At 49.2% G+C, this 18,315-nt stretch carries 17 protein-coding genes; 13 read left to right on the top strand and 4 right to left on the bottom strand.

The genetic code is table 11. From position 1 onward, the window contains the following. The first annotated feature begins 10 nt into the window (after nt 1–10). Nucleotides 11–1,150 (top strand): tRNA guanosine(34) transglycosylase Tgt, encoded by a 1,140-nt coding sequence (gene tgt / locus ACFVRY_RS17130; protein ID WP_387501777.1) that lies wholly within the window; start codon nt 11–13, stop codon nt 1,148–1,150. A gap of 45 nt (nt 1,151–1,195) precedes the next feature. After that, complete coding sequence (gene yajC / locus ACFVRY_RS17125; RefSeq protein WP_387501455.1) at nt 1,196–1,507, top strand: preprotein translocase subunit YajC; 312 nt, start codon at nt 1,196–1,198, stop codon at nt 1,505–1,507. 82 nt (nt 1,508–1,589) lie between these two features. On the opposite strand, the gene ACFVRY_RS17120 is transcribed toward yajC, so the two are convergent. Both ACFVRY_RS17120 and ACFVRY_RS17115 read right to left on the bottom strand, forming a co-directional pair. Further along, on the bottom strand, nt 1,590–2,429 hold the full coding sequence (locus ACFVRY_RS17120; RefSeq protein WP_387501454.1) for a phosphatase PAP2 family protein: 840 nt from the start codon (nt 2,427–2,429) through the stop codon (nt 1,590–1,592). Between the two features lie 96 nt (nt 2,430–2,525). Then, nucleotides 2,526–2,918, bottom strand: a complete 393-nt coding sequence (locus tag ACFVRY_RS17115) for a TIGR04086 family membrane protein (RefSeq protein WP_387501453.1) — start codon at nt 2,916–2,918, stop codon at nt 2,526–2,528. 220 nt (nt 2,919–3,138) lie between these two features. Here ACFVRY_RS17115 and ACFVRY_RS17110 point away from each other — a divergent pair, with 220 nt between their 5' ends. Continuing rightward, entirely contained in the window at nt 3,139–3,906 is a 768-nt protein-coding gene (locus tag ACFVRY_RS17110) for a YetF domain-containing protein (RefSeq protein WP_387501452.1), read from the top strand. Between the two features lie 4 nt (nt 3,907–3,910). Here ACFVRY_RS17110 and spoVB read toward each other — a convergent pair whose 3' ends face one another. Next, nucleotides 3,911–5,527 carry a stage V sporulation protein B gene (spoVB, locus tag ACFVRY_RS17105; RefSeq protein ID WP_387501451.1) on the bottom strand — a complete coding sequence of 539 codons (1,617 nt, stop codon included), beginning with the start codon at nt 5,525–5,527 and terminating at the stop codon, nt 3,911–3,913. Between the two features lie 214 nt (nt 5,528–5,741). On the opposite strand from spoVB, the gene ACFVRY_RS17100 reads away from it, so the two are divergent. The 6 genes from ACFVRY_RS17100 (at nt 5,742) to ACFVRY_RS17075 (ending at nt 12,604) form a co-directional block, all read left to right on the top strand. Beyond that, nucleotides 5,742–5,993, top strand: coding sequence for a post-transcriptional regulator (locus ACFVRY_RS17100; protein ID WP_387501450.1), 252 nt, complete (start codon nt 5,742–5,744; stop codon nt 5,991–5,993). Nucleotides 5,994–6,216: 223 nt separating this feature from the next. Next, nucleotides 6,217–7,467 carry a protein translocase subunit SecD gene (gene secD / locus ACFVRY_RS17095; protein WP_387501449.1) on the top strand — a complete coding sequence of 417 codons (1,251 nt, stop codon included), beginning with the start codon at nt 6,217–6,219 and terminating at the stop codon, nt 7,465–7,467. Continuing rightward, a complete protein-coding gene (gene secF, locus ACFVRY_RS17090; RefSeq protein ID WP_387501448.1) occupies nt 7,457–8,353 on the top strand; it encodes a protein translocase subunit SecF in 897 nt (298 codons plus the stop codon). Before secD ends, secF begins: the two co-directional genes overlap by 11 nt. Before the next feature lie 123 nt (nt 8,354–8,476). Next, entirely contained in the window at nt 8,477–9,445 is a 969-nt protein-coding gene (locus tag ACFVRY_RS17085; RefSeq protein WP_387501447.1) for a cation diffusion facilitator family transporter, read from the top strand. Between the two features lie 31 nt (nt 9,446–9,476). After that, nucleotides 9,477–11,879 (top strand): single-stranded-DNA-specific exonuclease RecJ, encoded by a 2,403-nt coding sequence (gene recJ, locus ACFVRY_RS17080; protein WP_387501446.1) that lies wholly within the window; start codon nt 9,477–9,479, stop codon nt 11,877–11,879. Between the two features lie 206 nt (nt 11,880–12,085). Continuing rightward, on the top strand, nt 12,086–12,604 hold the full coding sequence (locus ACFVRY_RS17075) for an adenine phosphoribosyltransferase (protein WP_387501445.1): 519 nt from the start codon (nt 12,086–12,088) through the stop codon (nt 12,602–12,604). Nucleotides 12,605–12,699: 95 nt separating this feature from the next. On the opposite strand, the gene uraA is transcribed toward ACFVRY_RS17075, so the two are convergent. Continuing rightward, nucleotides 12,700–14,004: a uracil permease gene (gene uraA, locus ACFVRY_RS17070; protein ID WP_387501443.1), complete on the bottom strand. Its 1,305-nt coding sequence runs from the start codon at nt 14,002–14,004 to the stop codon at nt 12,700–12,702. Between the two features lie 361 nt (nt 14,005–14,365). On the opposite strand from uraA, the gene ACFVRY_RS17065 reads away from it, so the two are divergent. The 4 genes from ACFVRY_RS17065 to ACFVRY_RS17050 all read left to right on the top strand — a co-directional run bounded on the left by ACFVRY_RS17065 (nt 14,366) and on the right by ACFVRY_RS17050 (nt 17,990). After that, on the top strand, nt 14,366–16,546 hold the full coding sequence (locus ACFVRY_RS17065) for a RelA/SpoT family protein (protein ID WP_387501442.1): 2,181 nt from the start codon (nt 14,366–14,368) through the stop codon (nt 16,544–16,546). 21 nt (nt 16,547–16,567) lie between these two features. Further along, entirely contained in the window at nt 16,568–17,011 is a 444-nt protein-coding gene (dtd, locus tag ACFVRY_RS17060) for a D-aminoacyl-tRNA deacylase (RefSeq protein WP_387501440.1), read from the top strand. Nucleotides 17,012–17,131: 120 nt separating this feature from the next. Continuing rightward, nucleotides 17,132–17,341: a hypothetical protein gene (locus tag ACFVRY_RS17055; RefSeq protein ID WP_387501438.1), complete on the top strand. Its 210-nt coding sequence runs from the start codon at nt 17,132–17,134 to the stop codon at nt 17,339–17,341. A gap of 214 nt (nt 17,342–17,555) precedes the next feature. Next, on the top strand, nt 17,556–17,990 hold the full coding sequence (locus tag ACFVRY_RS17050) for a hypothetical protein (protein ID WP_387501437.1): 435 nt from the start codon (nt 17,556–17,558) through the stop codon (nt 17,988–17,990). Nucleotides 17,991–18,315: the final 325 nt, after the last annotated feature.

Genomic DNA, 18,315 nt, shown 5'->3' with positions numbered 1-18,315 from the left:
GGATGGGTTAATCATGGCAGCAATTACGTATGAGCATATCAAAACGTGCAAGCAATCCGGCGCAAGACTCGGAAGAGTCCACACGCCGCACGGTATCATTGAGACACCAACATTTATGCCTGTAGGCACCCAAGCTACAGTAAAGACAATGAGTCCAGAAGAGTTGAAGCAGATGGATGCTCATATTATTTTGAGCAATACCTACCATTTGTTCCTGCGCCCAGGCCACGATATTATTCGTGAAGCTGGGGGTCTGCACAAGTTCATGAACTGGGATCGTCCGATTCTAACCGACAGCGGGGGTTTTCAAGTCTTCTCGTTAAGCGACATGCGCAAAATCACCGAGGAAGGTGTACAATTCCGTTCCCATCTGAATGGAGACAAGAAGTTCCTCTCCCCTGAGGTGGCGATGGAAATTCAGAATGCGCTTGGTTCGGACATTATGATGGCATTCGATGAATGCCCGCCATTCCCGGCGGAATATGATTATGTTAAAAAATCGCTCGAGCGGACAACCCGCTGGGCAGAACGTTGCCTCAAGAGCCATGCCCGTCCTGAGGATCAAGGGCTCTTCGCCATCGTGCAGGGAGGCATGTATGAAGATCTGCGTCGCCAGAGCGCCGCTGATTTGACTTCCATGGATTTCCCGGGGTATGCTATTGGGGGGCTCAGCGTCGGAGAGTCCAAGCAGCTAATGTATGAAGTGCTGGATTACACAGTTCCGCTGCTGCCGCAAGGGAAACCCCGCTATTTGATGGGCGTGGGTTCACCGGATGCGCTGCTGGAAGGTGCAATCCGGGGTGTGGACATGTTCGATTGTGTTCTGCCAACCCGTATTGCCCGCAACGGAACAACGATGACCAGCCAAGGAAGACTCGTTGTACGCAACGCTCAGTATGCCCGTGATTTTGGGCCGCTGGATCCCGAGTGTAACTGTTACACCTGCCAGAATTATTCCCGCGCTTATTTGCGCCATTTGATTAAGGCAGACGAAACGTTCGGATTGCGGTTAACGACATACCATAACTTGCACTTCCTGTTGGAACTGATGCGTAAAGTGCGTGAAGCCATCAGAGAAGATCGGCTGCTTGATTTTCGCGATGAGTTTTTTGCACAATACGGCTTAAATGATAATCTTAAAGGCTTCTAGAAACGGAATTGTGCGTTTTCCAGTCATTTGAAAGGGGGGAGAATTATGTTTGAGTTAGCAGGTACAGCCCAGTCCGGAGGCAGCATTCTGGGTCTGGTAGGACCTTTTGTACTGATGTTCGTAGTCTTCTATTTCCTTCTGATCCGTCCTCAGCAGAAGAAAACCAAAACTCGTAATACGATGCTGAAAGCGTTGAAAAAAGGGGATAAAGTGGTTACAATCGGTGGTCTTCACGGAACGATTGTAGAAATCTCCGACGACATCGCGGTTCTTAAGGTTAATGATGTGACTAAGCTCACATTTGACCGTGGCTCCATCAGCCATTCGGTTGCGTCAGACGCGGAAACGAAAGAGTAGGAAGATTCATATAAAAGCGGCATTTCTTCTCGTTAGAGAGGAAATGCCGCTTTTTACTGTCTCATATGAACTTGTTTGAGTATCAACGCATAGGGTTGGCACCGCTTCGGAAAGTAAGTCTCTGCGAACGGGTTCCCAGTGTTCGCTTAGCCAGTTGAACACCTACTGTAGCGGATAATATCGCAAGCACGGTACCGCCAAGCATATCGGTTAGCCAATGAATGCCTAAATAGAAGATTCCGAATACAATGACAACTGCAGATACGGTGGTGATTGCCATCCAGCGGCGGTTGCCTGAACGGTAAGCTAGCAAAGCCATCGTAACAGAGATGGAGGTATGAAGACTCGGGAAGCAGTTATCAAGCCCTGAAAGCGGTCTGTACTCCTGCTCAAATTTAGGGAACACATCCAGCATGATAAATCTAACGCCTGCCGGAGCATATGACCACACCTCATTCACCGGGAAGAATAGATAGAACGGAATGGCAATGGCATAGTTCAAAATAATAGCGTAGCAGGTAGCATAGAGCATCATACGGTTATTGTCGAGCAGATAGACGCCCAGTGAGGCCGCTAACACCGCCTGCAACATTAAGATATAGAAGAAGACGATTATAGGTGTCAGCCAGGGGTTATAGAACAAATGTTGCACGCTCTGGACAAAATGTCCCTCCAGTCCGAACACAAATGGAGTGAAATCCGAGGTGATATTCAGCTTCTTTTCAATCTGCAGCTCGTATTTATTGAGGGCCAGCACCCCGAATAAACCTACAAAAAGCAACAAAAACTTATAAGAGCCTAATAGTTCTCTTACGATCTCAATTAATGCGGTAAATGGGTTGCGGCGCGAGCCGATCCAGACAAGTGCAATAACGAGAACAACAGTGTACAAGACGATATGATCCATGGATTGGTAAAGCAAAGCAATCGAAGCCTCCTTGATCCCTTTTAAAGTCAGTGAACACAGTTTAACATATTTTAAGGGGAGCAGTTCCGATTTTTTTAAAAATCCTTAAATTTATTCTTTTTGTAAATTAACCCCAAACATTCCACCCAGCGCGCCGATTGCCGCTGCCGCCAAAGTCCAGAGCAAGTCCGAGCCTGAAGGCGCACTGTCGAGCGCTAGAAAGCCGATGATCAGCACAATAATACCGTAGAAAAGCCCCGTTAGGCTCCCTTTATACCAGCCTTTGCTGCTGGCTCTGCGGCCTGCTGTGAGCCCTCCAAAGGCGACGGCTACGGCATGTACAATGTAGGTGTACAAGGAGAGGTCCTTTTCCTCCAGTCCGCTACCCCAGAGCAGAAGCGAAAGGACAAACGCGCCCACCAGCATCCAGAGGAACGATCGGCTGAGGCCTGATAATACAGGATTGGCTATTCTCCATGAGAACAGGCGCCGGATTACATGCATGGTACAACCTCCTAAGCATTTTTATTATGGCAATACAAGCTACTACTCATTGTATGGGAAGGCTTGCCCTGTTAGTACAAGAATGAGACGGTCGTTACTTTTACCATTAATTAATAAGCCAGCTTCCGAATGTTCCCTGACCCGAGCGGTCAGAATAGGGTATACATTAATGACCTGCGGAGATGTTCAATGCGGGTAAACGCGGAAGGAGAGAAGCAATATGTTCCAGCAGATCACATACCACATTTTCATGACCGTGCTGATGTATTTCTTCATTTTTCTGTGCTTGCGGATAATGGGGAAAAGAGAGATCGGAAAGCTGTCGGTGTTTGATTTGACGATTTCGATCATGATTGCCGAGATTGCAGTATTTGTTATAGATGATATTAAAAGGCCGATGTATGAAGGGGTTGTGCCCATGGCTACACTCGTCCTGATTCAGGTGCTAGTGGCCCAGCTTGGTCTGAAAAGCCGCGGTCTACGCTTGTTTATGGATGGTAAGCCGAGCATCCTGATTTCCGATGGCAAATTACACCGTGGCGAGATGCGCAAGCAGAGATACAACATTGATGATTTGCTGCTTCAATTGCGGGGTCAAAATATTGATAATCCTGCTGATGTGGAGTTTGCCATTCTAGAGGCTAGTGGCCAGCTTACAATCATTGAGAAGAACAAGAATGGCTCCTCATCGGCCCAATCGGCCAGCAGCTCGGAAGAGCAAAGCAGTGAAGCGGGAGATAGCTCAGGCGGAAACGCGAACAATTCCAAGACCGTGAAGCTTCCCAAGGACAAAATCAGGTATGAAGGACTCCCGATTCCACTGATTATGGATGGAAAGGTACAAGATACGAATCTGGAGATGATTGGAAAAACTAGATTTTGGCTGAGACAACAAATTCGCCAAAAGGGAGTATCGGACTTTCGCGATGTCTTCTTGTGCTCGGTGGATCACCAGGGCAAAATCTATGTCTCCCCTCTGCATCACTGATGCTTTAGCGCCAGCGCTTGATAAAGGGCAGGCGATCCATATCGCGGACCGAGACGAGTCCCGATAACAGGCAGATGGCCAGGTAGATCAAGAGGCCAACAGTGGCGGCAAAAATAAACTGGATCCACTGTGCTCCGGCAACGGGGATAGAGGTATACGCAAACTGAGTACCGGCGCCCATAATGATCATAGCTGCCGCAATTTTGAACAAATCCCTAATACGTAGAGATAAAGAAATGAGCGAGATGACACTGTACCCATGTAGCAGTGTTACAAGAATGCTATTGGCAATAATTGCGATAATAGCGCCATAGATCCCATACTGTGGCTGTGAGGCTAACAGCAGAATTAACAGAATTTTGACCAAAGCTCCGATCAGGGTGTTAACAAGTGCTCTCCCCGGCCGGTCCATGGCCTGAAGTGCTGCTTGAAGGGGTGCCTGTACATACAGGAACACAGCGAACGGTGCAATTAGGCGCAGCATGGGGGCGGTATCCGCGTTCCCGTACAGCAGACTGCAGAGCGGAACGGCCAGGATGTACATAAGAACAGCGAATGGGGCACCCGTGACCAGGGCAAGCCTCAGCGCCTGATGCATCCGTTTATGGATCATGGACAAGTCCTTGCGGGCGGCGGCTTCTGACAAAGAAGGAACCAGCGATACCGCCAGAGATGAAGTTAATGCTCCCGGTAGTAGTAGCAGCGGAATGACCATCCCTTGCAGTGCGCCGTATTGTGCAGTGGCTACGGCTGTAGCAATCCCGGCAAGGGCAAGGCTGCGGGCCGTGATAATCGACTCCAGCAAGTAGGAGGCGGAGCCCACTAGACGGCCAGCGGTCACAGGAATGGAGATACCTAGCAGCCGCTTCAGTAAGGAACCGGTAGCCGGTGCTTCTGAAGGTGCTTCTTTAGGGACAGTTGCAATTGAAGAGTTATCTCCCGGCTGTGGTCCGGTTTCAGGCCTGTCTTTTCTGACAATGAAGTAATATTGCCATAATAGAGCGAACATACCCGCTATTTCGCCGACGGTGACCCCGATCATAGCTCCTGCCGCCGCAAAAGCGATCCCCTTAGGCAGCAACAGCCAGGAGAACCAGAGCATAGCAAAAATCCGGATCACGGACTCCAGCACGGAAGAGAGTGCGGATGGAATCATATTTTGCCTGCCCTGGAAGTACCCGCGATAGACCGCAGATACAGCAATGATACACAGCATGGGAATCATGGCAATGAATGTATAGAAGACCCGGTTATCTGTCAGCAATACGTTGGAAACCCATGAAGCGCTGGCTAAGGCAACCAATGTGAAAAATATACCCAGCGCTAGACTGAGCGCAAGTGCTGTACGCAAAATCTGCTTTGATTTGTCAGGGCGGTTCTTGCCCTCTGCCTCGGCCACCATTTTGGCGACCGCCAGAGGCAGCCCCCCTGTAATGACGGTAACGAGCAAAATAAAAAACGGATAGCCAAGCTGGTAAAGACCCACACCCTCAGCCCCGATCACGCGAGGAAGGACAATCCGGGGAATAAAGCCGAGCATGCGGTTGATAATTCCTGCAGCCAGCAGAATTAACGTACCCTGTATAAAGCTTTGTTTGTTTAAGGAGCTTAGTTTCTTCAAAGAACATTCCTTCTTCCCGGCATGAAATGGGACGCTGGTGGCAACTCACCGTTAAAGCACTTTAGTGGGCTTGTTCTATGGATATGCTGAACCCCTACGCCGGCATGACAAGCATTGTGTTACATAACTTTCTTAAGGAAGAAGGAAAGGCAGGGGAGAGGGTCGAATAGATAGGGTGAACGTGCGTATACGAGCGACCTGGAGGTGTCAACACGTGGAATCGGGGCAATGTATTTATGACGAGCTTAGTGAGGAGATCGAAGCCATGTGCTGCAGCAAAGCGGAGGAATTCCGACTCCTTGGCTACGAATATGTTACTGGCAAAGATATCTGGGAGTGTGTCAGCCGTAATTACGCAAAGGAAGGAAAGCCGCCGCTTTACAAGCTGGTCAATGATATATATTCCTTGAAAGCCAATAGTTATATGAATTATTTGACTATTGCTGCGTATCGGGGACAGATTTGATGCAAGGAAACATTTTTCTTTGCAAACCACTTCACAAAGCGGTAAAGTTATGAAGGGATTGAATTTCACATTTCCTACTGAAAAACGGATGGCTTGCCAAATGGGGAGAGCCCGCCGTTTCTTTGTGTGAATATAGCCTTGCCCATTCTTACATGAATTGACGGTCATTTGGAGCGTGGCTATAATAGGAATATTGAGTTATGAAAGGGGAACTAGCAAGAGCATGAAGAGACTTATGAGCTTTATCGTTACCGTGCTCGTTTTAACAGGCGTCATGGTATTCACTACCCCTGGTCTGTTGGACAAGGTCCGTCTGGGTCTTGATCTGAAGGGCGGCTTCGAGATCCTGTATCACGCTGAGCCGATGGAGGCTGGAGGGGCACTGACCCGGGCTTCACTGCAAAAAACTGCAGAGAGTCTGGAGAAACGGGCCAATGCGCTCGGAACTAGTGAGCCGGAGGTTACCACGGAAGGAACGGATCGTATTCGTTTGAAAATTGCGGGTGTGACCAATGAGGCAGAAGTCCGCAAGAAGATGAAAGAACCTGCAGTCTTGACTTTCCGCAGTGCTGCCGAAGGCGATCCTGCCGGAAAATACAGCAAGATTGAACTGGTGGGCAGTGACTTTGTGGAAGGTGCTGCAGAGGTCGGTCGGGATAACCTGAACCAGCCAATCATCAGCATCAAAGTGAAGGACAAGGCTAAGTTCGCAGAAATTACCAAGCGGCTCTTGGGCAAGAACCTTGCCATCTATCTGGATGAGAATCTATTATCTGATCCTGTAGTTAGAGCAGCATTGACGGATGGTAGTGCTTCAATTTCCGGCAGTTATACGCTCCAAGAAGCACGTGAATTGGCTGATACGATTAACCTTGGTGCTCTTCCGCTGAAGCTGACGGAGAAATACTCCCAAAGCGTAGGCGCCACACTGGGTAAACAGTCTCTTGAGCAAACGATCAAAGCCGGTCTTGTCGGTTCCCTGATAATTCTTATTTTCATGATTGGCATGTACCGCTTGCCAGGTCTTCTGGCCAGCTTCGCGCTGATCCTTCATACATGGCTTCTAATTCTTGTCTTTGTTTGGGCTGACTTTACCCTAACCCTTCCCGGTATCGCCGCGTTTATTCTCGGTATAGGGATGGCAGTTGATGCGAACATCATTACCAACGAGCGGATCAGAGAAGAAATTTACAGCGGGAAAAGCATTATGTCTGCTGTAAAAGCAGGCAGTAAATCTTCATTCCGTACTGTAATGGATGCCAATATCACCACTATTATCGTTGCGGCAGTAATGTTCGCTTACGGAACAGGTGCTGTTAAAGGTTTTGCACTGGTTCTGATTGTGGAAATCGTGCTCAGTATTGCCACGAACCTTTACTTCTCCCGCTGGTTGCTCAATCTGCTTGTTAGAGCCGGTAAGCTGAGCAAACCAAAGCAATTCGGGGTTAAGGAGAGTGAAATCCGTGCACTTTAAGAGAGAGTTTGATTTCGTACATCTAAGTAAATATTTCTATATCTTCTCCATTGCGTTGACTGTGGCCGGTTTGATCTTCCTGGCAACTTTTGGATTGAATTACAGTGTTGATTTCAAGGCAGGTTCCAATGTGGATATCTCCCTGTCCAAGAATCTTACGCAAGAACAAGTTGAAACGGCAATCAAGGACCTCGGTGTCACTCATGAACCGAGCATCTCTCTTGGTCAGGAACGGGTCAATATCCGTTATGATAAAGAGCTGACTGAGGATCAAAGTGAAGCGTTGAAGGCTGGAATTACCAAGCTGGATGACAAGGCTTCCTTCGAAATCAACACCGTGGATACGGAAATGGCAAAAGAATTGGCGCGCAACGCCATTTATGCCGTACTTATTTCCTGTCTCGGGATTATCATTTATGTAAGTATCCGTTTTGAATGGCGTTTTGCCTTGGCTGCGATTGTCTCGCTGCTGCATGACGCATTCATGGTTGTGGCCGTCTTCTCCATCTTCCGTCTGGAAGTGGATTTGACCTTTATTGTCGCGGTGCTTACGATCATCGGTTATTCCATCAATGATACGATCGTAATCTTTGACCGTATTCGTGAGAATCTGCGCTTTGGCAAGCAGAAAACTTATGAGGACATGAAAGCTCTTGTGAACAAGAGTGTGACTCAGACGCTCATGCGTTCCCTGTATACGGCATTTACGGTATTTGTAGCGGCATTCTTCCTGCTGATTATGGGTGGAGAATCCATTAAGATGTTCTCGCTTGCCATGGTTGTCGGGTTGCTCTTCGGAGCTTACTCCTCCATCTTTATTGCGAGCCCGCTCTGGCTGCTTCTCAAGAAGCGTCAGAAGCCGAAAGTGACCAACAAAACGGCTTAAATCTAAAACCTGTCTGTAAAGAAAGCCGCGTCAAAGGCGACGCGGCTTTCGAAATCTTCGGAGCTGCACGCCATGCGCTTTTTTTGCATCATGAGATGATATGCAGCAGCAAGGAGGCCTTCCATGAATGACAAACATTCACCGCAAAATGAGACGGTCGCCTGGACTGGGATCGTGGGCGATGTCGTTCTGGCCATAGCCAAGGGAAGCGTGGGTTACATCTCAGGCAGCAAGGCATTAATGGGGGATGCTTTATATTCTGGAGCAGACGCCGCAGCCAAGCTAACAGGTATCCTTCCGTGGCGCTCTGGACAGAAAAAGAACAGCAAAGCTCCCTCCCGATCCAAGGCTGGTGCCTGGCAGGGCAGCAAGGAGCCAATTTTGGCCATCTCCTGCTCGGTGCTTATTTTAATGGGCGGGATGCAGGTTGTTTTCTCCGCCATTCGTGATCTGACTTATGGACATTTAACCACGCCCGGGCATTACGCACTTGTAACGGTTTTATTATCTATCTTGGTAAAAGAAATCGTGTTCCAATATCAATATCGTCATTTCAAGAAGTTGGGTGATGGTAGCCATGCTGCTTATGCCGACAGCCACCGATTCAGTCTGTATACTTCAATCACTGTGCTGATCGGGATTACACTTGCGATGGCTGGAAGCTACTCTGGCTGGCATCCGCTGTTGTATATGGACCCTATTGCGGCGCTGCTCACGGGATTCCTGATTTTGCGTAAGGGCTATAGCCTAATTGCCAGTTCGGTTTACGGAAAGAACATTCAGGAGCTTCCCTCGAAAGATGCAGCCAGCTTTATCGAGACCGTGCAGCGAGTGCATGGGATCATCCGTGTGGAGCATCTGAAGGCGATGGAGCAGGGACGTTATGTGAATCTGGAGGTCAAAATCAGCGTTAACCCGCGCATTACAGTGCTGGAAGCGCAGGAGATTGCGGAATGTGCCAGAAAGTTGCTATTGCAACGTTTTGTTCACGTTGGCGAGGTGCGTATGGATGTCGTGCCGTACGATCCAGGTTATCCTTATAAGAGCAATCATGAACTGGTGGATGATGATCTGCCCACCCTGCTTCAATAGTTTGCCAAGGTAAGAGAAAGGTGAGTTATTAGTGCTTCATTCTAAAACAAGATGGCATTCTCCGGCAGTCGATCCCGATGCAGTACGGGAACTGGCCCGGAGCCTTTCTATTTCTCCGCTGTTGTCGTCACTGCTGATTACTAGAGGTAAAACAACGCCTGAGGAGGCGCTGGTATTCATGGACGGCGGTGGACAGGAGCAGCACGACCCTTTTTTACTCAAGGGAATGGCTGAAGCGGTTCCGAGAATTAGAAAGGCATTGGAAGAAAATGAACATATTCTGGTCTACGGTGATTATGATGCCGATGGTGTGTCCAGCACAGCGCTGATGATTCATCTGCTGCGTTATCTGGGAGCTTCCTATGACATTTATATTCCGCACCGTTCAAACGAAGGCTATGGTTTACATAATCATGCCCTGGATTGGGCCTTGCAGCAGGGAGTTTCTCTGATTATTACCGTAGATACAGGCATCAGTGCTTATCACCAGATTGCTTATGCAAAGGAACTGGGCATGGATGTGATCGTAACGGATCACCATGAACCGCCGGCACTTCTGCCAGAGGCCTATGCCCTGATTAATCCAAAGTTGCCGGATTGTCCTTACCCATTCAAAGGTTTGGCTGGTGTAGGTGTTGCACTTAAGCTGGCGCAGGCACTGTTGGGTGGAGATACACCGGAGGCATGGACCGAAATCGCCGCCATAGGTACTGTGGCAGATCTTATGCCCCTGATAGGTGAGAATCGGGAGATTGTACGCACAGGAATCCTCTCCATGCGCAATTCCCGTTTCCCGGGCATTCGTGCCCTGCTTGAGGTTAGCGGGATAGCAATGAATACCGTAGGTGCGGTGAACATTGCTTTTGGCATGGCACCGCGTATCAACGCTAGTGGTCGTCTTGATCACGCGGGACGGGCTGTCTCTCTGTTGACCACAGAGCATACGGAAGAAGCGCGTGAACTGGCGGATGAGTTGGACCTGCTGAACAAGGAGCGTCAACTGGTTGTAGAGAGAATCGTGATTGAAGCCACTGCTAAGCTGGAGGAAAAAATCGAAGTTGAGAGTCTTCCCGATGTGATCGTCTTGGCTTCGGAAGGTTGGAATGTAGGTGTGGTAGGCATCGTCGCTTCCAAGCTTCTGGAACGTTACTACCGGCCGGTAATCATTCTGGATATTCATCCCGAGACGGGGATGTGTAAGGGCTCTGCCCGCTCGATCCCGGGATTCGATATTTATGCGGCCTTATCTTCCTGTTCCAGCTTGATGGATCATTTCGGCGGTCATCCTTCGGCGGCCGGCATGAGCCTTCATCGCGATGGCCTTGGTGCCTTCGCTGAAGCACTGAATGGCTATGCTTCTGGTGTACTGACACCGGAGCATTTTGTGGCGGTGACATCAGCGGATGGTGAAGCTACGATCGCCGATCTGTCGCTTCAAGCGGCGGATGAACTGGAACGACTAGCGCCCTTCGGCATGAGCAACCCGCTGCCGAAGTTTATTCTACGCGGTGCGGCGGTCAAGGAGACGCGCACTATGGGAGCCGAAGGTAAGCACCTCAAAATTGTTCTGCAGCAAGGCAAGCATATTATTGAGGCGGTTGCTTTTGGCAAAGGTGCGCTCGGGGCACTACTTCCTGGCGGTACTAAAGTAGATGTGCTAGCCGAATTGTCTGTGAACGAGTGGAATGGCTCCCGCAAGCCGCAACTGATGCTGCAGGATCTGGCGGTCCACGAAACTCAACTGTTCGATCTACGCGGAGCTACTGATGCGGTTCGGCAAGCACGTGAGATCAGCGAGCGTCTGACGCCCTATGTAGGAACCGCTCCGTATCGGAATGTAGTCGTGTCCCGCAAGGAGCGAGCCCTTCTGCCAGATGAGTTGAAAGGCATGTCTCTTTGGATATACGATGAGCACGGCGGAATTTCTGCACTTGACCATGAGCAGAATAAGCTGGAAGAGAGGCGTGTTTCTGTGCTCTGTTTGCTGGATCTGCCGGAGTCGCCGGAACAACTGGACGCGGTACTTCAGACCTTTCCGTTTATAGATAACGTGGCGCTGCTTCATTCGATTCGAGAGAGACGTGAACGTCTGCTGGTTCCTACCCGTGATCATTTTAAGGCCTTATATAAGCTGCTTGCTTCCGTCGCTGCTGCGGCAACCCCAGAGCATGAGGTATTGCTGCGTCTGAGTCGTCAGACCCCACTGAGCGTACGTATGCTGGGCATGATGCTGGATGTGTTCGAGGAGCTTGATTTTATCGAACGAGACCAAGGGCTGATCACTTTTGTTACGCAGCCTGCTGCCAAGAGTCTTACAGCTTCGCAGCATTTTATCCGGTTGGGACAGGTAGCGGAGATGGAAGAGTATTTCATGGACGGCAGCCTGTCAGAGGTGCAGGGCTTTATGCAATCCCGCCGGCAGGGTGTTTCTTGAGATTATAGAGATGCTTCCGAGGTAATTTTGTTCGAAGTATTGCACCGAAGTATAAGCTCACAAAAAGCGTATGCTTCCGAAGTAAGTTTGCTCGAAGTACCCCAACGAAGCATACGCTCACAAACTAAGCCTATGCTTACGAAGTAATTTTGTTCGATGTATTGCCCCGATGTATAAGCTCACAAAATTTTTAGGAGATGATAATCTTGAACTTCAAAGAAATTATTCGCGTGATTCCAGATTTCCCACAACCGGGAATCAGTTTTAAGGATATTACTACACTGCTTAACAATGGCGAGGCTTACCGCCAAGCAATCGATGAACTAAAAGCCCTGGTAGCCCACCTGAAAATTGATATTATTGCCGGACCTGAAGCCCGTGGCTTCGTTGTGGGCGCACCACTGGCTTATGCACTTGGCGTAGGTTTTGTGCCGATCCGTAAGAGCGGTAAGCTCCCTTACGAGACTATTGAAGTCGGATATGACTTGGAATACGGTAAGGATAAGCTGGCTGTGCACACCGATGCCATCAAGCCAGGACAAAATGTTCTAATCGCCGATGACCTGCTGGCAACTGGCGGTACGATTGCTACTTCGGTTAACTTGATCGAACAGCTTGGCGGCAAAGTTGTCGGGGCAGCGTTCCTGATCGAGCTGGTTGAACTGGCTGGACGCAACAAGCTGACAGATATCGAAGTTATCTCTTTGCTCAACTACGAGGACTAAGATTTAAACATAATAGCGTTTCCCGGGAAATAAAAAGCGGACTGCTGTCATCTATCGACAGCAGTCCGCTTTTTTAAAATGATTTTACTCCGGCATTAATGAGCAGGTTTTTCATTATCTTTCTCATTGCTAAGTCCTAGCACTTCAATGAGCTTGAACAACAGGGAGAGGGCCATACCGACGATAGTTGCCAGCGCCATTCCCTTCAGATGAACATTACCGATAGTAAGGGTTGCACCACTGATGCCTACGACAAGGACGAGTGTTGCCAGAATCATGTTGGTTGCTTTGGAGAAGTCGACCTTTTGCTCTACAAAGATACGTAGACCCGATGCTGCAATAACACCGAACAACAGCAGGGAGACACCACCCATTACTGGAAGAGGGATATTGGCAATAACGGAAGAGAAGGTGCCGGAGAACGAGAGCAGAATGGCAATGATGGCGGCCCCGCCAATCACAAATACGCTGTAAACTTTGGTTAAAGCCATAACTCCGATATTTTCACCATAAGTCGTATTAGGAGTGGAACCGACAAATCCGGAGATAATGGTAGATATCCCGTTTCCGAACAGTGAACGGTCCAGACCAGGGTCCTTGGCCAGGTCCTTGCCGACGATATTACTTGTAACCAGCAAGTGGCCGATATGCTCAACAATAACGACAAGGGACACAGGGATAATGGTTAGGATAACATCCCAGTCAAAGGAAGGTGTAATAATGGTTGGGCTGGCAAAGAAATGGGCATTTCCAATAGCTGCGGTATCTACTTCACCCATCAGATAAGCCAAGCCGTAACCGGTCACGATTCCGATCAGGATGTGAATGATTTTGGGGAAACCGCGGAAGAGAACCGCGCCAATCACCGTAACACCCAGGGTTACCATGGACAGGATAATGGCATTGCTATTCGGGGTCCATTCAGTTGCACCTTCAGGACCGATCAGTCCGGCCATACGTGCGGCTACAGGCACCAGTTCAAGTCCAATGGTGGCTACGATCGCACCCATGACAGCTGGAGGGAAGACTACGTCAATCCAGCCGGTGCCGGCAAAACGGATAATCAGTGCGACAAGGATGAAAATCACGCCGGTGACGATAAATGCGCCAAGTGCAAGCGAATATCCACGTTGATGATCATCCTGATGTTGTGCCAGCACGGACATAACAGGTGAAATAAAAGCGAAGCTGGAGCCGAGATAAGCAGGGATTTTACCGCGGCAGATTAAGATGTACATGAGTGTGCCGATACCGTTCATCAGCAGAATCATACCGGGATCTACCCCGAACAGGTTGGGCACCAGCACTGTGCTGCCGAACATGGCGAACAAATGCTGAAGACTCAGAAGGAAGCCCGGCCCCCAGGGAAGCCTTTCGTTAACTTGAATTTCGCGTTGCAATGGTGGTCACTCCTCTTTCTTTTTCATAATATAAAGTATTCCGTGGCAAACCGCCTTTACTAGATTAAATAGAACTTGACTTTTTTACAACAACAATTTCACAAGTGACATCAATTTGTACGTTATTGTGACTTCTGTTGACACTAATGCCATGCGATGGCAAGTGTTGACGTAATCCCTCGCAAGCGTCATAATTATAGACAACTTTCAACTATTAGAGGTTGTTCACAGAAAGCGGTATACCGATCAAGAAACCTGCAGACGATGCATATTTTTGCAGGTTTGTTTATTTTATCGACTACATCATCGAGAGACTCCTGGAAGGAGTTTTTCTTATAGAAAGGAAACGGATACGACGAGAATGGGCATTGAGCGATTAATTGACAAAGCTGGCGCATATATAAAAGAAAAAGATCTGCTCCGCATCACGGAAGCATATGAATTTGCTGATCAGGCCCACCATGGGCAAGTTCGCAAATCGGGGGAGCCGTATATCCTGCATCCGCTTGCCGTCGCAGATATTGTCGTCAATATGCAGATGGATGTAATCTCCATTATTGCTGCGCTTCTGCATGATGTTGTGGAAGATACGACAGTGTCCCTCGACCAGATCCGTGCGAATTTTGGCGACACCTGCGCCATGCTTGTTGATGGTCTGACCAAGCTGGAACGCATCCGCTTCCGTTCCAAGGAAGAGCAGCAGAACGAGAATTACCGCAAGATGTTCATTGCAATGGCGCAGGATATTCGGGTCATTGTCATCAAGCTGGCGGACCGTCTGCACAATATGCGGACACTGAAATATCAGTCAGAGGAAAGCCAGCGCAGGATCTCTTATGAGACACTGGAGATTTTCTGTCCCATTGCAGATCGATTGGGAATTTCGGCAATCAAGTGGGAGATGGAGGATATTGCCCTCCGGTATTTGAACCCTCAGCAGTATTACCGCATTGCCAATCTGATGCATAAGAAGCGGGCGGAGCGCGAGCAGTTCATCGAGAGCGTTATCGGCCGTATTCAGGCCAAGCTGGACGAGATGGGCATCGAAGGTGACCTGTCCGGACGTCCGAAGCATATCTACAGCGTTTATAATAAAATGAGTACGAAGAACAAGCAGTTCAACGAGATCTATGATCTGCTGGCTATTCGTATCATTGTCGATAACATTAAAGACTGTTATGCCACACTTGGCATTATTCATACCCTTTGGAAGCCGATGCCTGGCCGGTTCAAGGATTATATTGCTATGCCCAAAGCGAACATGTACCAATCGCTTCACACCACGGTGGTTGGACCAGGCGGGGAGCCTACAGAGGTTCAGATCCGTACGTGGGAGATGCACCGTACCGCTGAATTTGGTATCGCGGCGCACTGGGCGTACAAGGAAGGCACCGGTAACAACGGCAATCCCGAGAACCGGATGCCATTCTTCCGGGAGATTCTTGAGCTTCAACATGAGGCCAAGGATGCAGAAGAATTCGTTGAATCGTTGAAAATGGACTTTTTCTCGGACCTTGTCTTCGTGTTTACTCCCAAAGGCGAGGTTATTGAACTGCCTGCTGGCTCAGTTCCGCTTGATTTTGCCTTCCGTATTCATACGGAGGTCGGTAACCGGACCATCGGCGCCAAGGTGAACGGAAGAATTGTGCCGCTTGATCATAAGCTGAAGACCGGGGATATCGTGGAGATTCTGACCTCGAAGCATTCGTATGGTCCGAGTCGCGACTGGCTGAAGATTGCCCAGTCCTCCCATGCCCGGAGTAAGATCAAGCAGTGGTTCAAGAAGGAGAAACGTGAGGAGAATGTCGAGAAGGGCCGCGAAGCGATTGAACGTGAGCTGAAGCGCCTAAACGTTGAAGTCTCTGAGTGGATCTCAGATGACAAGTTGATGGAGGCCGCGAAGAAATTCGCCTTCAACGATATTGAAGACATGCTCTCTGCCGTTGGGTTTGGCGGCATTACGGCTGCGCAAATCGCTTCCAAGCTGACCGAGAAGCTTCGCAAGGAGCAAGAAGAGGCGGCTAATCATCTGGAGCTGACCTCCGAGATGAAGGCGATCAAATCCTCCGGCGAGAAGCGGAATCAGCCGACTAACGGTGTGCGCGTCAAAGGCATTGATAACCTGCTTGTTCGTTTTGCCCGATGTTGTAATCCCGTGCCAGGCGATGACATTGTTGGGTATGTGACCCGCGGCCGCGGAGTATCTGTTCACCGCCAGGACTGTTCGAATATTCCAGGCGACGGTGAGGGGGAAGAAGCGGCACGGGTGATCGAGGTAGAGTGGGAAGGCACCGTAGAGGCCAACTACAGCGTTGATATTGAGATTACAGGCCATGATCGTAACGGGCTGCTCAATGAAGTGCTGCAGGCGGTCTCGGAGAGCAAGACCAATATCTCGGCGGTGACCGGCCGATCCGATAAGAACAAGATGGCTATGATTCATATGACAGTTCTGATTCGCAATACCGAACATTTGCAATCGGTAGTGGATCGGGTCAAGCGTGTCAAGGATGTCTACACGGTTCACCGGATCATGCAATAAGGCAAGGAGCTGAAAGCTGCAATGAGAGTAGTAGTACAGCGCTGCAAGGAAGCGAAGGTAACGGTTAATGGCGAGGTGACCGGCGAGATTGGCGAAGGTTTAATGTTACTGGTCGGTGTGACCCATGAGGATACAGAGAAGGATGCGGCTTATCTGGCTGAGAAGATCGCGGGACTGCGGATTTTTGAGGATGAAGCAGGTAAAATGAATTTCAGCGTCACTGACACCGGCGGAGCAATCCTGTCTGTATCGCAATTTACGCTATACGGCGACTGCCGTAAGGGCAGACGCCCCAACTTCATGGCCGCCGCTGCGCCGGCTGAGGCCGAGCAGTTATATGATTATTTTAATCGTGAGCTGGTTGCCCGCGGTCTGCAGGTTGGAACCGGGGTGTTCGGGGCGATGATGGATGTGTCGCTCGTCAACTGGGGACCTGTCACGTTAATTCTCGATAGCCGGGGTTAGATCAAGCGTTACAATTGTTATTTCATTTGAGACGGGTAAGATATCGGCGGATGCCGCATTACTGTTCCTTTGGGAGCCGTGTGCGGCATCTTTTTTTTGAATGGATAGGGTATTGTTCGTATGGTTAGACTAGAAGCGGATGGATATTACGGTAATTTGCAAGGAGCTGCGGCAATGAGACAATCCCAAAAGGCTTGGGTGTGGAGAAGCAACCCGACACTAGCGACAGGAAGCCCTGCAGAAGCTGGTGCAATTGTAAAAGGAGCGGAGGCTCCAGCCGAGATTCAGGTATTGAAGGGAAGAAGCCGCGACCTGCTGCCGCGTACTTGATACGGGCGCTAAGGCGGCTTTTTTCTATCATGCTATCGGCAGGAAAGAGATCAGCAAATGGGTTCATTCTGTAGGGCAGGGTTAGAAAATACATTGAACCGGGTAATAGAAGAGCGAGAACACTAAAGGTTGATGTAGACAAGCAGGAGCGGCATTCAAGGATAAAGTGGTGGTCTTTGACTAACTAGAGCATTTATCCAAGGAGGGACTAACAATGGCTAGAAGAATTCAGGCTTATTTCAAGACAGAAGATGATGCACTAGGGGCAAAAACAGCACTTATCGCCTATAACGTGGAAGGGCTGGAGGTATGGCCGCTCAATGATCGACTAGGACAGGACCTCCGTTTCCTACTACCTGTGATTCCACTTGGGAATTCCGCCTTGGCAGCGGGTGGATTCAGCACATCGGGTACCTCTGGGGCACCGGGTGCCGGAGCTGCGTTGGTCGCTAGTACTGGGATTCCAGAGTCTGTTGACGATGTTGAAAGCCGCGGGTTTGAGGGAAGCACCGGGGAAGAAGCTAAACTCAGCGGCGAAGAACTTGGGGAACTTCGCTATATCATGGAGCTGAAGGTGGATGAGGCTAGATATAACGAAGTCATTCAAATTCTGCGTAGCAAGCAAGCTTATGTGGAGCGGTTTGATTAACGGCTGCATTCAAGGGTGATGAGCAATATAGTGTCGGATGGCCTTTATCGGCTATCCGGCATTTTTGGGATGTCCCTGAAAATTAAGCGCTTTCTTTTCTGTAATATACTCGTAATATTTCATACATGATTCCTTAATATAGCGTGTTTATAATAAAGACATGACCCCCTTTTTAATAATATATGATGATGGACCCGCAGCAACCGGCTGCGGGTCATTTTTTTGTAACAGGAGAAATTTGACGATTAAGCTCGCTTTCCGCCCTCATTCATCTTAAAATTTTTAATATCCTTTCTTGACTTTAGCGCAGTGGTTCAGTAGAATC

It is taken from the genome of Paenibacillus sp. NPDC057934 (genome assembly GCF_042887565.1).
In the GTDB taxonomy this organism is placed as follows: domain Bacteria; phylum Bacillota; class Bacilli; order Paenibacillales; family Paenibacillaceae; genus Paenibacillus_AQ.
Note: the sequence above shows the minus strand (reverse complement) of the source record. Positions and strands in the feature narration are given on the sequence as shown.

Coding starts and splice junctions, on each gene's coding strand:
- ACFVRY_RS17055 (WP_387501438.1), top strand. CDS start 17,132: ATGGTTAGACTAGAAGCGGATGGATATTACGGTAATTTGCAAGGAGCT.
- yajC (WP_387501455.1), top strand. CDS start 1,196: ATGTTTGAGTTAGCAGGTACAGCCCAGTCCGGAGGCAGCATTCTGGGT.
- ACFVRY_RS17050 (WP_387501437.1), top strand. CDS start 17,556: ATGGCTAGAAGAATTCAGGCTTATTTCAAGACAGAAGATGATGCACTA.
- dtd (WP_387501440.1), top strand. CDS start 16,568: ATGAGAGTAGTAGTACAGCGCTGCAAGGAAGCGAAGGTAACGGTTAAT.
- ACFVRY_RS17115 (WP_387501453.1), bottom strand. CDS start 2,918: ATGCATGTAATCCGGCGCCTGTTCTCATGGAGAATAGCCAATCCTGTA.
- ACFVRY_RS17110 (WP_387501452.1), top strand. CDS start 3,139: ATGTTCCAGCAGATCACATACCACATTTTCATGACCGTGCTGATGTAT.
- ACFVRY_RS17065 (WP_387501442.1), top strand. CDS start 14,366: ATGGGCATTGAGCGATTAATTGACAAAGCTGGCGCATATATAAAAGAA.
- secD (WP_387501449.1), top strand. CDS start 6,217: ATGAAGAGACTTATGAGCTTTATCGTTACCGTGCTCGTTTTAACAGGC.
- ACFVRY_RS17085 (WP_387501447.1), top strand. CDS start 8,477: ATGAATGACAAACATTCACCGCAAAATGAGACGGTCGCCTGGACTGGG.